The following is a 13672-nucleotide window of genomic DNA, read 5'->3' on the forward strand; positions in this document are numbered from 1 at the left end:
CCTCCGAAGGAGCCCTAAATGGACAGCGAAGTCATTACCGAGGACGTGACGCTCGTCGAGCGCGCGTACCGCATCCGAAGAAACGCCCTGCTGATGGGCGAAGTGCAGGGCCAGGGCTATATCGGCCAGGCGCTCGACATCGCGGACGTGCTCGCCGTCGCGTATTTCGGCGCAATGCGCTACCGCGCGCACGACCCCGATTGGGAAGAGCGCGACCGCTTCCTGCTGTCGAACGGGCACTACGCGATCGCGCTGTACGCGGCGCTGCTCGAAGCCGGCATCCTGCCCGCCGAGGAACTCGAAACCTATGGCAGCGACGACAGCCGCCTGCCGATGTCGGGCATGGCGAGCTACACGCCGGGCATGGAAATGTCGGGCGGCTCGCTGGGCCAGGGCCTCACGATTGCGGTGGGACGCTGCCTCGGCCTCAAGCGCAAGGGCTCGGACGCGTTCGTCTACACGCTCTTCTCCGATGGCGAACTCGACGAGGGCGCGATCTGGGAAGGCCTCATGTCCGCCGCGCACTGGAAGCTCGACAACCTGATCGCCATCGTCGACGTGAACAACCAGCAGGCCGACGGACCTTCCATGCAAATCATGGCGTTCGAGCCGCTCGTCGAGAAGCTCGAAGCTTTCGGCTGGTACACGCAGCGCGTGGACGGCAACGACATCGAGGCGGTGAAGCGCGCCTTCGACAACGCACGCGGGCATGACAAGGCGCAGCCGCGCATCATCGTCTGCGACACAAAAATGGGCTGCGGCGTGCCGTTTCTCGAGCAGCGCGAAAAGAATCACTTTATCCGCGTCGATGCGCACGAGTGGAAGCTCGCGCTCGAGGCACTCGAAGCCGGGAGACAAGCATGAGCACCATCGAAAAGAAGCCGCGCCTGAAGACCTCCGCGATGATCGCGTCGATCGCGGGCGAAGGCCAGGTCACGCGTTCCGCGCCGTTCGGACACGCGCTTTGCGAACTCGCGCGCACGAAGGCCAACGTGATCGGCATGACAGCCGACCTTGGCAAATACACGGACCTGCACATTTTCGCGAAGGAATTTCCCGAGCGCTACTTCCAGATGGGCATGGCCGAGCAATTGCTGATGGGCGCAGCCTCGGGCTTCGCGCACGAAGGTGCGCAGCCGTTCGTCACGACCTATGCCGTGTTCGCGACGCGCCGCGCCTACGACTTCATCCATCAGACCATTGCCGAAGACAATCTCGACGTGAAGATCGTCTGCGCGCTGCCGGGGCTCACCACGGGCTACGGCCCGAGCCACCAGGCGGCCGAAGACCTCGCGTTGATGCGGGCAATGCCGAACATGACGGTGATCGATCCTTGCGATGCGCTCGATATCGAGCAGATGGTGCCGGCCATCGCTGCGCACAAAGGCCCTGTCTATGCGCGCCTGTTGCGCGGCAACGTGCCCGCCGTGCTCGACGAATACGACTACCGCTTCGAGCTCGGCAAGGCGAAGCTGCTGCGCGACGGCAACGACGTGCTGCTGATCTCGTCCGGGATCATGACGATGCGCTCGCTCGAAGTCGCGAAGGCGCTAGAAGCGGATAACGTTGGCGTGGGCGTGCTGCATGTGCCGACCATCAAGCCGCTCGATACGGCGACGATCGTGCGCGAAGCGAGCAAGGCTGGCCGCATGGTGATCGTCGCGGAGAACCATACGGTGATCGGCGGACTCGGCGAAGCGGTGGCCCGCACTCTGCTCGGCGCGGGCGTCACGCCGCCGTTCAGACAGATCGCATTGCCAGACGAGTTTCTCGCCGCGGGCGCGCTGCCGACGCTTCATGATCGCTACGGCATCTCGGTGAACTCGATGTCCTCTGCTATCAAGGCCTGGCTCGGCTGATAAACAGCAACCTGGGCTGCCATACACGCAGGGCAGACCGGAACGACTGCAAACCGTGGCGGGAGTGCGGTCGTTCGATCTCGGGCCAGACGTTCACGCCGCTGAAGGGACTGCCCAGCGATACGTGGACCCAACTTGGCCGGCCCCGATCAATTGATCAGCATCAAGAGAAACTAGCCGTCGAAGCCTACATTGAGTGTGGTCGAAGTGCTGACCTACATCGAGGAGAACACTCATGCAAGCATCGGACATCATGACCACGGACGTCGTGTCCGTCGTGTCCACGGCGACCGTTTTCGAGGCGGCCGAACTCATGGCGAAGCATCACATCAGCGGTTTGCCGGTCGTCGACGAGGCCGGGACGATCATCGGTCTCGTGAGCGAGGGCGATCTGCTGCGCCGCGTGGAGACGGGAACCGGCAAGCCGCAGCGTTCGTGGCTCGCGGAGTTCCTGTATTCGACCCGCAAGCTCGCGGCGGAGTACCTGAAGGAGCATGCCGTCAAGGTCAGCGACATCATGACGGAGAACGTAATTTCGGTGCTGCCGGCCACGCCGCTTGCCGAAGTCGCGGACTTGCTCGAGCGGCATCGCATCAAGCGGGTGCCGGTGGTGGCGGACGGCAAGTTGCTCGGCATAGTGAGCCGCTCGAACCTGGTCGCGGCGCTCGCGCGCGCGGCGCAGGCCGCCCCCGAAGTGCTCGCTTCCGACGAGGCGATACGCCAGGGCGTGCTGCATGCGCTCGATGGGCATCGCTGGGGGATGCCGGCGGAAAACATCGTGGTGAAGGACGGCGTGGTCCATCTCTGGGGCACCGTGACCTCCGAGGAAGAGCGCAAGGCCATCTCCGTGTGCGCCGAACGCGTCGCCGGCGTGAAGGGCATCGAGGACCACCTCGGCTATCCCACGTACTTCACGCCTATGTGAACAGAGCAGGCGAGCGGGGCGGCGGGGCAAGCGGCCATCTCATCGGGGTGGTGCTCGCCTTGCGCCGGCTCGCGCCCAGTTCGATGCACGCCAGTCATCAATGTGGGTCAGCTCATCTCCGGGACGGGCACTTCGACGGTCCTGCCCGATGAAGCCTGCATCCAGTCGCGAACCACCTTGCAGAGAAGCAGCGTGAACAGCACGCGCACGGCGCGCGCGGGATTGCGCATGCACGCATCGACCTGATGGCTGCGTCCTTGCCCAAGCACACACCAGAGGCACAGGTGCTCGCAATTGTTGGTGAGCAGCTTGTAGTTGTGCTCGCCAAGGCGGGATGCCGCGCGGCGCGCGATTTCGCGACCGGTGTATTGCGCGTGTGGATGCTGGACGAGCTGGAGACCGAAACCCGCCGAAAACTCCTCGATCGAGATGGCTTCGACTGGGCCGCTGCCAAGATGGCGGGAGAACCCGGCGTAGTGAATGACGCGGCCGTTTCCGATGTAGATGCCGTGATGCACGTAGCCGGGCCGCTGTGTGGCGAGGTGGGCGCCGACGCACAAATCGCAGGTGCACAGGACATCTGTGCATTCTGGTTCTTCGCGCTGGTCCATGGCTTGCTCCCGAACACTGTGGCGATCCGGACGCGGCTGAAACAGCGTTTTGCCGCACGACCGATGCGCAGTTCTGCTCTCGTCACGCCTTAAGTATTGGTTTTGGGGCGGGCGTCAACAATCAGCGCTAGCTGAAACTGGCGTGTGATGTGTAGTGTCATTGTCGGAAATTGCCTACGCTGGAAGCGTGTGATGCTGATATCGAATTGGGAGTAAGTGGAAGAGGGAGAATGGGGTGCCAGTGTCCGGGCACCCACTTCAGACCGACGGGAGATCGACGATGCGAGCCATGCTGTTCGACGGTACCAGTCCGCAGTTGCGGGAGGCGGATGTGCCGGACCCGGTGCCCTCAGCGGGCCAGTTGCTGATCGACGTTCATGCCTGCGGCGTGTGCCGCACCGACCTCCATGTGGTCGACGGCGATCTGCGGCACCCGAGGCGCCCGTTGATTCCGGGGCATGAAATCGTCGGCACCGTGGCCGCGCTCGGCGCGGGCGTCACGGGCTTCGCGCCCGGCGACCGCGTGGGCGTGCCGTGGCTCGGCCACACCTGCGGACAGTGCCGCTTCTGCCAGCGCGGGCGCGAAAACCTTTGCGACGCGCCCGGCTTCACGGGCTACACGATTGACGGCGGCTATGCCGAGCGCACGGTCGCCGACGCGCGTTATTGCTTCCACTTGCCGCGCCAGTACAGCGATATCGAAGCCGCGCCGCTGCTGTGCGCCGGGCTGATTGGCTACCGCACGCTGGCGATGGCGGGCGACGCGCCCTGTATCGGCATCTACGGGTTCGGCGCGGCGGCGCATATCGTCGCGCAGGTCGCGCGGCATCAGGGGCGCACGGTGTATGCGTTCACGCGTCCCGGCGACCACGACGCGCAGCGTTTCGCGCGGCGTCTTGGCGCAGCGTGGGCGGGCGGCAGCGACGAAACGCCGCCCGAGCCGCTCGATGCCGCGCTGCTGTTCGCGCCCGTGGGCGCGCTGGTGCCCGCCGCGCTGCGCGCCGTGGCCAAGGGCGGCACGGTTGTCTGCGGTGGCATCCACATGAGCGACATTCCGTCGTTTCCGTATGCATGGCTGTGGGAGGAGCGCAGGATCGTCTCCGTGGCGAATCTCACGCGCGAGGACGGCGCGGCGTTCATGGCCATCGCCGCAAGGCACAAGATCGAGATCGAGACCACGGTCTGGCCGCTCGCGCGCGCGAACGAGGCGCTTGCGGACCTGCGCGCGGGCCGCTTTACGGGCGCCGCGGTGCTGACGATGCGCTAGCCAGGGGACGTTGCAGGCGTCGCAGCCGGGCAATGTGGCAGTGGGGCGATGGTGGCGTTTGCCCGCGAGAGACTCATGCCGTCACGCTTGCCGGGCGGTCATCGGCTGTTTTGGCCTCGGGCGCTGCCGCCCGCGCGGGCACCAGCAGCACGGGGCGGCACGCACTGCGCAGCACGCGCTCCGCGACGCTGCCGAGCATCAGCCGCTGCACGCCGCGGCGCCCGTGCGTGCCCATGACGATCAGATCCGCGCCCCAGTTGGCGGCGGTGCGTTCGATGCATTGCGCGATGTCTTCCACGCCCAGTTCGACTTCGGCCGTGCGCGGCGCGCCTTTCACGCCCGCGGCTGTCATGCGCGCCTGGGCGTCGGTGCTGATCAGCCGGCTCTCTTCGACGTATGCATCGCGGACGATCGACGGATCGAAGCCCGGCACGTCGTAAGCGAGCATCGGCATGTCGATCACGTAAAGGGGCTGCAGCTCCGCGCCACTGTCGCGCGCGAGCTGGATCGCGGCATCGAGCGCCGTGGAAGCGGTCCGGCTGCCGTCGAGTGCAACGAGAATGCGTGAATACATGGTGTGCCTCCAGGCGCGTCAGGGGACTCGGGAACAGGGGCTCGCGGCCGTTCAGTGGGACATGAGCACGGGCAGCGTCATCGTGCTCAGGATCGAGCGCGTCGCGCCGCCCAGCACGGTTTCCTGCAGCCGCGCGTGGCCGTACGCCCCCATCACGAGCAGGTCGAATCCGCCATCCGCGGCGTGGCTGAGCAGCGCGTCGCCGGTGGATTCCGAGGCGCCTCGGTCGATGTGGGCGATGTCCACCGTGTTCGCGCCATGGCGTGCGAGCATGGCCGCCAGATCCGTGCACGAAGCCGGAGAAGCCGCGGACTTGAAGGTGCTCGATGTGGCGGCAATCGTGACGTGCGCGGCGCGCGCGATGAACGGAATCGCATCGTGAACCGCGCGCGTCGCCTCGCGGCTGCCGTTCCACGCGATCAGCACGCGCTCGCCGGTCGATTCGAAGTAGCCGGTGTATGGCATCACGAGCACGGGGCCGCCGGCGCCCAGCACGACGGATTCGGCGAAATGATCGGCCACGTAGGCTTCCGGTTCGCTCAGATCGGTTTGTCCGATGATCGTCAGGTCGGAGGTGCGGCTGCGCTGCGTGACGGCGGCGATCGGTGCGTCCCCGGCGGCCAGCCACGCGCCCTCGACCTGCGCGCGTGCCAGCTCCGCATGAAACAGCCGCTCGATCGCGGCGCGCTGCTCCGCCCGGAGTTTGCGGTGCGCGTCGTAGTAGTCGGCCGTGCCCGCCATGACATGGAATTCGCGCGGGCTCGGCTCGAAGACGGCGAACAGGCCGTTCAGATGCGAGCCATACGTGCGCGCGAGCTTCAACGCGAGCGAGAGCCGTGCGCTGGCGCGCGCGCTCGTATCCAGATGAACCGTCAAGGTCTTGTAGGTCATGGCAGGGCTCCGGGAAGGGGAAGCGGCAATCGGGGGAGCGGCAATCGCGGCCCGCCCCGAAGCGGGCGACGAATTGATTCGAGTCTAAGAATGGGCGCCCCATCGCCCTTGATTTAAATCAAGCGTCTGCTCGTGGCACGCGACCGCGCGACAGCACGGCGCCAATGCGCCTGGCAAGAGCCCGAGCATTGAGCCAGATCAATTGAGAAAAGCCGCGTGTTCTTAGATTGAAGACGGAGCGCGCCGCAGCGTGCGGTGCGCAAGGTGTGGGCACAAGCCCAGTCGGCCGGACGGTTCGATGAGCGGGCCGTGCGGCAACTCACAGCTCAAAGGAGAAATGGCGATGAGCAATCTGACACGTTACGACCCGTTTTCGATCGAGCCGGTTTCCGACTTGTTTCAAGGGCTTTTCCGCCCGATGCGTGGACTGCTCGCGGCGGAGGACAACGATCTGGCGGCGATGAAGATCGACGTGACCGAGAGCGATAAGGCCTACACGGTCAAGGCGGAATTGCCGGGCGTGAACAAGCAGGACATCGACGTGAAGATCGACGGCAATGTGGTGTCGATCCACGCGAAGGTCGAACGCAACACCGAACAGAAGGAAGGCGAGCGGGTCATCCGCCGCGAGCGTTATAGCGGTGCGTTTGCGCGTTCGTTCTCGCTGGCGGGCGATATCGACGAGAGCACGGCGAGCGCCCAGTATCAGGATGGCGTGCTGTCGCTGACGCTGCCGAAGAAGGCCCCGACGGAGCATAAGCGCCTGCAGGTCGAGTAAGCGCTGCAAGGCTTGAAGGGGAGGTCGGCGCGTCGACCTGTGCGGGGCGCGCACGGCGCGCGCCGGGGTGGCGCAGGGGTTACGCTCTGCGCTTTTTTCTTCCTTGCGCGTGCGGGCCATCCGCAAGACACACAAGGCGCGTGCCGGCGCGAGACGGTGCGCGCTTATGCCGGGGGAGTCAAAAAATGAAGCGTTCCGCCACTCTATCGATCGGCATGCCAGTCGTTGCGCCGTTCTCGCGCGTAGTTGCCCTGATGACTGGACGTGAACACATGGCTTCGCTGCTCGACTGCGTGGCCGGCTGGGCACTGCATGGCGCGCGCGTGCACGTGTGCATCGCGGCAACGGCGTCCGGGCCTGCGGATGCGGAGGCGGGAGCCCGTCCCGCGCAGGACGCCGTCAAGCGGATTCCGCTGAGCGCAACCGTCGATGCGGCCTGCGAGACGCTCGCGCGGTGCGGCATCGAAGCCCATTCTGAGATCCTCGAACGGAACGAGGGCGAGGGGCAGACAGAAGCGTTCGCGCGCGCCATGCGCGCCTGGCAGGCGGATCTCGCGATTGGCGCGCCCTCGGACCCGGTCGCGCTCGCGGGCGCGTCGCGGTGTTCCGTGCTGGTGCTGCCGCAGCCTTTCGCGCGCCGATCCCGGGTGCCGCCGCAGCGCATTTTCGTCGCGAGCGACGGGAGCGCCGCGTCGGCGGTCGCGGTTCGGCAAGCCGCGCGCGTCGCGCCCGCGGGCGCGGCGCTGCGGGTGGGCTATCTGGCCTGCGACCCGGCGTCGGCGCGGCATCCCGAAGACTTCGAAGCGGTCGTTCTGCCGGCGCGGCACGATGGCGACGCCGCCGCGCACGCGATCGTCGAGGCCGCGCTGCAATGGCGCGCCGACCTGCTCGTGCTGGGCACGCGCGGCGGCCATGAGGGCGGGCGGTGGCGCTTCGGGAGCGTCGCGGCCGAGGTCGCGCAACGTACCGTATTGCCGCTGCTGCTCGTGCCGCAGCTTTCGGGACCGGCGTCGCTCGCGGGCGCGAGCGGCATCCATTGAATTGATATGCGTCAACGGGTGCGGCACGCCGAACCGTATCCTGAATTTAATCGCCGGCGTGAATGGCTTGTCGCCGACGCGGTGAGGAGATCGGGTCATGGAAATTTCGTTCCCACAGATGGCGCCCCAGTACGATTCGGAGTGCTACACCCTGGTGTTCCCCGTTCAGGTGGACGGCAAGCGGATTCAGTGCGGCATCACCGCCGAGGCGCTCGAAGACCATTTCGGCGCGGCGTCGATTCGCGAGCCGGATCTCGTCGCGGCATTTTGCGCGCATCGCGGCGCCATCGAGGACGCCGCGGCCACGCTGATCGAAGCCACCCACGGCGTGCCGGTCCTGCTGCACAGCGGCGTGTTCCGCGTTTGTGGCCGATGATGCGCGCCGCCATGTACGCCGCTTTGTACGCCATCGCTTGCGCCACCCGCCACGAGACGGAGATCGGGTCATGACACTCAAGGGCACAGTCAACTCGGGCACGTGGATCGTCGAAGCGATCACGTCGCCCGCACCGCAGGGCGGTTTTACCTGCCATATCAGCATTACGCAGAGCGAGCCGGAACAGCCGTTTGGCCATGCGTTCGCACATCATCGGACCTTCGACACGGAGGCCGCCGCAGTGCTGGATGGTTTGCGCGAGGGCATGCTGTGGGTCGATCTCAAGAACCTGCATGTGTTTCGCGTATAGGCCGCGCGCAGGGCTGGAAGTTGAAGAGCAGGACAAGGCAGGGAGCCAGTGCGATGGGACTGGGAATGCAAATTGTGTATCTGGGCTTTGCGGGCACCGCTGCCATCGAGGCTGAAGCCGGCGTGCAGCTATTGCGTCTCGAACGGTTCAGCGGCTTGCTCAAAGCCTGTCATCTCGCCATCGAGTCGGTGCGCAAGGCGGATCATGCCGATGTCTACGATGTGCGGCTCGATCTCCTTTCCGCCGCGAGCGAGCTCAAACCTATCGTTCATTGCACCGGCGCCGATCCGATCGCCGCCATGCGCGAAGCCTTCGATGCCGCCGAGTACGAACTGCGCCGCGCAGTCCGAAGCGCGGGCGCGGCGCAGGACGGCCGCATGCGGCGCGATCATTGAGATTGAGAGCGGATCGGGCGATCCGAAAGCGTTGCCCAAGCGTTTCCGGCCGCGAGGACGCGGCCGGGCTGGCCTGCTGGCTACTGACTGGTTATTTGGCTACTGGCTCAGCACCCACTGGACGAGCTTGCGCGCGTCCTCGGCCGAAAGCGGTCCGCCCCGATCCTCGGGCAATGGCATGGCCATGTCGCCCCAGTGAGCCTTGCCGCCATGCCTGAGCTTTTCCACCAGCATCGTGGTTGCGTTGGGCTTGTCGCGGTAGCGCTCCGCGATCTGGTGGAACGAAGGGGCGAGAAAGGGTTCGTCCGACGTATGGCAGAACATGCAGTGCTGCTGATCGACCAGATCGGTCGGCTCCGCGACCTGGGCGAACGCGCTGGCCGCCGGCAGGGAAACCGCCAGCGCCGCAGCCGCGCGCACGAGGATGGCGCGTACCGGAAGGCGGCCCGGCATGCGCCGCCGCGCAATGGCGGCCGGCGTAGCGGCTGGGATAGCGGCTGGAATGCGTTGATAAGGCATGGCGGGTCTCCTGGCGCGGCGCTCAGGCCGCAAAGGCTGGCTGTCTCGGCCCATGCTCTCATTGGAGGGCGCCATGCCGTTGACCTGAGTCAATCGCCGGATCTATCGCTGCGTCGATCGGATAAGAGCGGGATAAGAGCGGCGCGGATCACACGCGGGAAAGACCTTCCGAATCGACGATGCGGATCTGCTTGCCGCTCGGCTCGACCAGCCCGTCCCGGTGAAAGCGCGAAAACATCCGGCTCACGGTTTCGAGCTTCATGCCGAGGAAGCAGCCGATTTCCTCACGGCTCATCTTCAGATTGAACTGCGCGCCGGAGTAGCCCCGCGTGCGAAAGCGCGCGGCGAGATCGAGCAGAAAGGTCGCTAGCCGCTGCTCCGCGGTCATCGTGCCCAGCAGCATCATGAGGCTCGATTCGCGCACGATTTCGCCGCTCATCAACTGGTAGAAATGGCGTTGCATGCGCCGGCTCTCGCGGCAGAGCGTCTCGAACTGGCCGAACGGAATGATGCAGACCGTGCTGTCCTCGAGTGCGATCGCATCGCAGTTGTGCGTGCCGGCGCATACGCCGTCGAGGCCGAGCGGCTCGCCCGGAATCTGGAAGCCCGTGACCTGCTCGCGGCCATCGCGATGCATGACGACCGTCTTGAATGAGCCAGTGCGCACGGCATACAGGCTCTGGAATGCATCGTGGGTGCGAAACAGCGCTTCGCCGCGCCGCACGTTGCGGGTCGTGAGGACCACGGTATCCAGTTGCTGAAGTTCGTCGGAGGTGAGATCCGCGGGCATGCAGACCGCGCGCAGCGAGCAGGTGGAGCAGCGCGAGGCCGGGCGGCGCGGGGCCGCTTCCCGTACCGCGGGCTGCAGCATGATCACTGGCCAGGGCAGCTCAGAGGGGGCAGGCACGGAGGACTCGCAGACGGGCTCGGCATACATGACAGTCTCCAGTTCATCGCGCGAGGTGCGCGTGGGATTCACGCTGCATCGGGCGAATCAGTTTGGTTTCCATGCAGGCAGTATCGGCGACGCCATCTCGGAAATAAATCGGCGGCGATGGAAAGCAGCGTACGCAGGATAGAAGTGATGTAGGGCAATTCCTACAGGCGTGCGGCAATGCGACGCTGAGCCCTGCGGCGACGCACCGCTGGCAGGGCTCGGGGCTCAGGGTTCAGGGCTCGTCCTGATCGTCGAGCAGCTTGTGGCGCAGGGCATAGCGCACGAGGGCGGCCTCGTGCGGCATCTCCATCTTTTCGAGAATGCGCACCTTGTAGGTGCTGACGGTCTTCGCGCTCACGCAGAGCGCGTGAGCGATTTCGCCGATGGTTTCCCCGTTGGCGAGACGCCGGAACACCTCGAACTCGCGGTCGGAGAGCCGCTGATGCGGCAGCGTGTCGGAGGGCTCGTTCAGGCTTTGTGCGAAGCGCTCGGCCATGGCCATGCTCACGTAGACGCCGCCTGTCGCGACTTTCGTAACGGCGTTCACGAGTTCCGCGCTGGCGCTTTCCTTGGTGAGATAGCCCGAGGCGCCGGCCTTGAACGCGCGCACCGCGTATTGCTGCTCGGCGTGCATGGTCAGCACGAGAATGCGCAGCGCGGGCCGTTCGTCCTTGATCTGCTTGATGAGATCCACGCCGCTGCGTCCCGGCATGGAAAGATCGAGCACCAGCACCTTGGCGGCGCGCTCGCGCACGAGCGCGAGCGTGGTGGCGCCGTCGCAGCCTTCGCCCACGACTTCGAAATCGTGCGCGTCCTCGAGGATGCGGCGCAGACCGTCGCGCACGAGCGCGTGGTCGTCGGCGAGGATCACCTGGATCATGAAGCGATCTCCTCGGATAAAAGGGCGTCGAGCTCGAAGGTGATGGTAATGGCAAAGCCTTCGCCGGGAGCCGTATCGATCTCGACGACTCCATTGAACATATGCGCGCGCTCGCGGATGCCAAGCAAACCGAACGACTTGTCGTGGCTGGCGCGGCGCAGCGGGTCGCCGGCGGCGTCCTGCGCGCCGCGGCCGTTGTCGGTGATGCGCAGGGTGCAGCGCTGGCCATCGACTTCGAGTGTCAGGATGACGATGCTGGCCTCCGCGTGTCGCGCGACGTTGGTGAGCGCTTCCTGGATGATGCGAAAGAGCGACGAAGCCGCTGCGCTCGAAAACGCTGCGCCGCCGGTGTGGATGTGCCGCTGCACCTCGATGCCATAGCGGCTCGTGAAATCGTTCGCGAGCCATTCGATGGCCGGCACGAGCCCGAGGTCGTCGAGCATGACCGGGCGCAGGTCGGCGGCGATGCGCCGTACCGCCCGCACGGTCGAGTCGATCAGCTTGCTCATGCCGTCGAGGCGCGCGGCGATGTCGTCGTTGATGGACCCGGCGAGCCGGTGCGCGAGCGAGGAAAGATCGATTTTGAGCGCCGTGAGCCGCTGGCCGAGATCGTCGTGAAGCTCGCGGGCGATCCGCGTTTTTTCGGCTTCGCGCACGTTCTGCAGGTTGGCCGAGAGTTCGCGCAGCTCTTCGCGCGAGCGCTTGAGCGAATTCTCCGCGCGCAGCCGCTCCGTGATGTCACGCAACATGACCGTGTAGAGCTTGCCGGAGGCGTCGCGGATCTGCGAAATCGATGCTTCGATGGGAAATTCCTCGCCGTTGGCGCGCAGGCCGAACAGCACGCGCTGCTGGCGGCCCATCTGGCGCTCGGTGACGCCCGTGGCGCCGAACTGGTCGACGTGGTGCTCGTGGGCCGAACGAAAGCGTTCGGGAATGAAGCGCGCTAGCGGGGCGCCGATCGCTTCCATGGCGGAGAGCCCGAAGATGAACTCGGCGGCCGGATTGAAGATCACCACGCGCTGCATTTCGTCCACGGTGATGATGGCCTCCATCGACGAGCGGATGATGCCCATCATGCGCGCTTCGTTCAGGCGGGCGTCGGTGCCGGCCGGGGCGGGCGCGAGAGCGGGAGCCGCGGCCGCGCGGGCGAGGCGGTAGGCGAGCCAGGCGCAGAGCGCGGCTGCGGCGGCGCCGGCGAGCAGAACGGCCGCGGCGCAGGCGGCCGCGCCTGTGACGAGCGGGCTGCCGTCCGTGCTCGCATCGAGCGTGAGGGTGGCGCCGCCGAACGCGAGCGTGTCGCGATGCTCGAAGCGCGCGCCGGGCGTGACTTCGGCGCCTTCGGTCGGGGCGCTGCGGAATACCTCGACGGCCGGCTGCCCGGCGTGGACGGCTAGCGCGAGATCCGGCTGGGCGGCGAGTATCGGCTCGAAGAGCCGCCGCGCGTCGAGCGCGGCCACGGCGAATCCCGCGAGCGGCCGCTGCGCGTCGTGCGCGGCGTAGACGGGCAGATAAAGCACCAGGCGAGGCGGGGCGGCGTCCGAGGCCGGTTCGGCGGTGAGCCCGGCCTTGCCGGTTTGCACGGCGTAGCGGCGCGCCACCACGCTGGCGACGCTCCGGACCCGCGTATTGCCGGGTTCGGCGGCGGGCCCGGCCCACAGCGGCGCGGCATCGGGCTGCGCGGGCGCTGCGTGTTGAGCGCCGGAGGATTGCGTGGAAAGTTGTGCGGAGGGTTGCGCGGAAGGCTGCGGAATATAGCCCAGCGCGACGACGGCGAGGCGCGCGTTTTCCAGATCGGCGGCGCCGACCTTGCGTTGCCAGTCGTCGGCATTGGGGGCGGGGGTTTGCGCGAGCCATCCGCGCGCGCCGCGCAGCATGGTTTCGTCGGCGATGAGCGCCTGCTCGACGGTCGCGCGCAGCGCGGACGTGCGGCGGGCAAAACGCTGCCCGGCGGCGGTCTGCCATTGCTGCGCGACAAACACGGCGACCGCGAGCGCGAGCGTCAAAACGACCACGAATGCCAGCGCCGATGCCACGGCCGGCTGGCGAATCCGCACAACGAGCCCGCTCGCCGCGCCGTGCGCGGCGCTCTCCTGCGGTTTAGCGCCTGAGCTCATGGCAACGGTCCAGGACGCAATGACGCCTGTATGGAGCGGGTGCGTGCGCCATTCACAAATAAAGTAGCGGCTTGGTGGGAGAAAGCCCGATGCCCGACATCGCATGGACTGCCTGACAGAATTTTACGTGCCACGCACGCGCGTGTCCGGAAAAACTTGCACGTTTTGCGGTGCGGCGCGCAATCCCGCCCCGAGG

The 13672-nt window shown here is 66.5% G+C and carries 16 protein-coding genes; 9 read left to right on the forward strand and 7 right to left on the reverse strand.

The window, feature by feature from the left end; genetic code table 11:
• Nucleotides 1–18 precede the first annotated feature (18 nt).
• The 3 genes from NH14_RS26025 (at nucleotide 19) to NH14_RS26035 (ending at nucleotide 2784) form a co-directional block, all read left to right on the forward strand.
• Nucleotides 19–864, forward strand: a complete 846-nt coding sequence (locus NH14_RS26025; RefSeq protein WP_035529898.1) for a transketolase — start codon at nucleotides 19–21, stop codon at nucleotides 862–864.
• The gene (locus NH14_RS26030) at nucleotides 861–1859 is read left to right on the forward strand and encodes a transketolase family protein (protein ID WP_035529897.1); all 999 of its coding nucleotides are present in this window, start codon (nucleotides 861–863) and stop codon (nucleotides 1857–1859) included. The genes NH14_RS26025 and NH14_RS26030 overlap by 4 nt, the downstream gene beginning before the upstream one ends.
• A gap of 235 nt (nucleotides 1860–2094) precedes the next feature.
• Nucleotides 2095–2784, forward strand: a complete 690-nt coding sequence (locus NH14_RS26035; RefSeq protein WP_035529896.1) for a CBS domain-containing protein — start codon at nucleotides 2095–2097, stop codon at nucleotides 2782–2784.
• Nucleotides 2785–2891: 107 nt separating this feature from the next.
• Here NH14_RS26035 and NH14_RS26040 read toward each other — a convergent pair whose 3' ends face one another.
• Nucleotides 2892–3395, reverse strand: coding sequence for a lecithin retinol acyltransferase family protein (locus NH14_RS26040; protein WP_052148247.1), 504 nt, complete (start codon nucleotides 3393–3395; stop codon nucleotides 2892–2894).
• Between the two features lie 280 nt (nucleotides 3396–3675).
• Between NH14_RS26040 and NH14_RS26045 the strand changes: the two genes are divergently transcribed.
• Nucleotides 3676–4662, forward strand: coding sequence for a zinc-dependent alcohol dehydrogenase family protein (locus tag NH14_RS26045; RefSeq protein WP_035529895.1), 987 nt, complete (start codon nucleotides 3676–3678; stop codon nucleotides 4660–4662).
• Nucleotides 4663–4735: 73 nt separating this feature from the next.
• On the opposite strand, the gene NH14_RS26050 is transcribed toward NH14_RS26045, so the two are convergent.
• Together NH14_RS26050 and NH14_RS26055 are read right to left on the reverse strand one after the other, a co-directional pair.
• Nucleotides 4736–5236 carry a universal stress protein gene (locus NH14_RS26050; protein ID WP_035529894.1) on the reverse strand — a complete coding sequence of 167 codons (501 nt, stop codon included), beginning with the start codon at nucleotides 5234–5236 and terminating at the stop codon, nucleotides 4736–4738.
• Nucleotides 5237–5287: 51 nt separating this feature from the next.
• Nucleotides 5288–6127, reverse strand: a complete 840-nt coding sequence (locus NH14_RS26055; protein ID WP_035529893.1) for a universal stress protein — start codon at nucleotides 6125–6127, stop codon at nucleotides 5288–5290.
• Between the two features lie 343 nt (nucleotides 6128–6470).
• Here NH14_RS26055 and NH14_RS26060 point away from each other — a divergent pair, with 343 nt between their 5' ends.
• From NH14_RS26060 to NH14_RS26080, 5 genes are all read left to right on the forward strand, one after another.
• Complete coding sequence (locus NH14_RS26060; RefSeq protein WP_035530010.1) at nucleotides 6471–6905, forward strand: Hsp20/alpha crystallin family protein; 435 nt, start codon at nucleotides 6471–6473, stop codon at nucleotides 6903–6905.
• 185 nt (nucleotides 6906–7090) lie between these two features.
• On the forward strand, nucleotides 7091–7945 hold the full coding sequence (locus NH14_RS26065) for a universal stress protein (protein ID WP_084225702.1): 855 nt from the start codon (nucleotides 7091–7093) through the stop codon (nucleotides 7943–7945).
• Nucleotides 7946–8042: 97 nt separating this feature from the next.
• Entirely contained in the window at nucleotides 8043–8321 is a 279-nt protein-coding gene (locus tag NH14_RS26070; RefSeq protein WP_035529890.1) for a DUF1488 family protein, read from the forward strand.
• A gap of 70 nt (nucleotides 8322–8391) precedes the next feature.
• Complete coding sequence (locus tag NH14_RS26075; RefSeq protein WP_035529888.1) at nucleotides 8392–8631, forward strand: hypothetical protein; 240 nt, start codon at nucleotides 8392–8394, stop codon at nucleotides 8629–8631.
• Nucleotides 8632–8684: 53 nt separating this feature from the next.
• On the forward strand, nucleotides 8685–9026 hold the full coding sequence (locus tag NH14_RS26080) for a hypothetical protein (protein ID WP_035529887.1): 342 nt from the start codon (nucleotides 8685–8687) through the stop codon (nucleotides 9024–9026).
• A gap of 99 nt (nucleotides 9027–9125) precedes the next feature.
• Here NH14_RS26080 and NH14_RS26085 read toward each other — a convergent pair whose 3' ends face one another.
• From NH14_RS26085 to NH14_RS26100, 4 genes are all read right to left on the reverse strand, one after another.
• Nucleotides 9126–9479 (reverse strand): c-type cytochrome, encoded by a 354-nt coding sequence (locus NH14_RS26085; RefSeq protein ID WP_035529886.1) that lies wholly within the window; start codon nucleotides 9477–9479, stop codon nucleotides 9126–9128.
• Nucleotides 9480–9693: 214 nt separating this feature from the next.
• A complete protein-coding gene (locus tag NH14_RS26090) occupies nucleotides 9694–10482 on the reverse strand; it encodes a helix-turn-helix domain-containing protein (protein WP_035530007.1) in 789 nt (262 codons plus the stop codon).
• A gap of 232 nt (nucleotides 10483–10714) precedes the next feature.
• Nucleotides 10715–11362, reverse strand: a complete 648-nt coding sequence (locus NH14_RS26095; protein WP_035529885.1) for a response regulator — start codon at nucleotides 11360–11362, stop codon at nucleotides 10715–10717.
• Nucleotides 11359–13476 carry a PAS domain-containing sensor histidine kinase gene (locus NH14_RS26100; protein WP_084225700.1) on the reverse strand — a complete coding sequence of 706 codons (2118 nt, stop codon included), beginning with the start codon at nucleotides 13474–13476 and terminating at the stop codon, nucleotides 11359–11361. Before NH14_RS26100 ends, NH14_RS26095 begins: the two co-directional genes overlap by 4 nt.
• Nucleotides 13477–13672: the final 196 nt, after the last annotated feature.

Source organism: Paraburkholderia sacchari (assembly GCF_000785435.2).
GTDB lineage: Bacteria > Pseudomonadota > Gammaproteobacteria > Burkholderiales > Burkholderiaceae > Paraburkholderia > Paraburkholderia sacchari.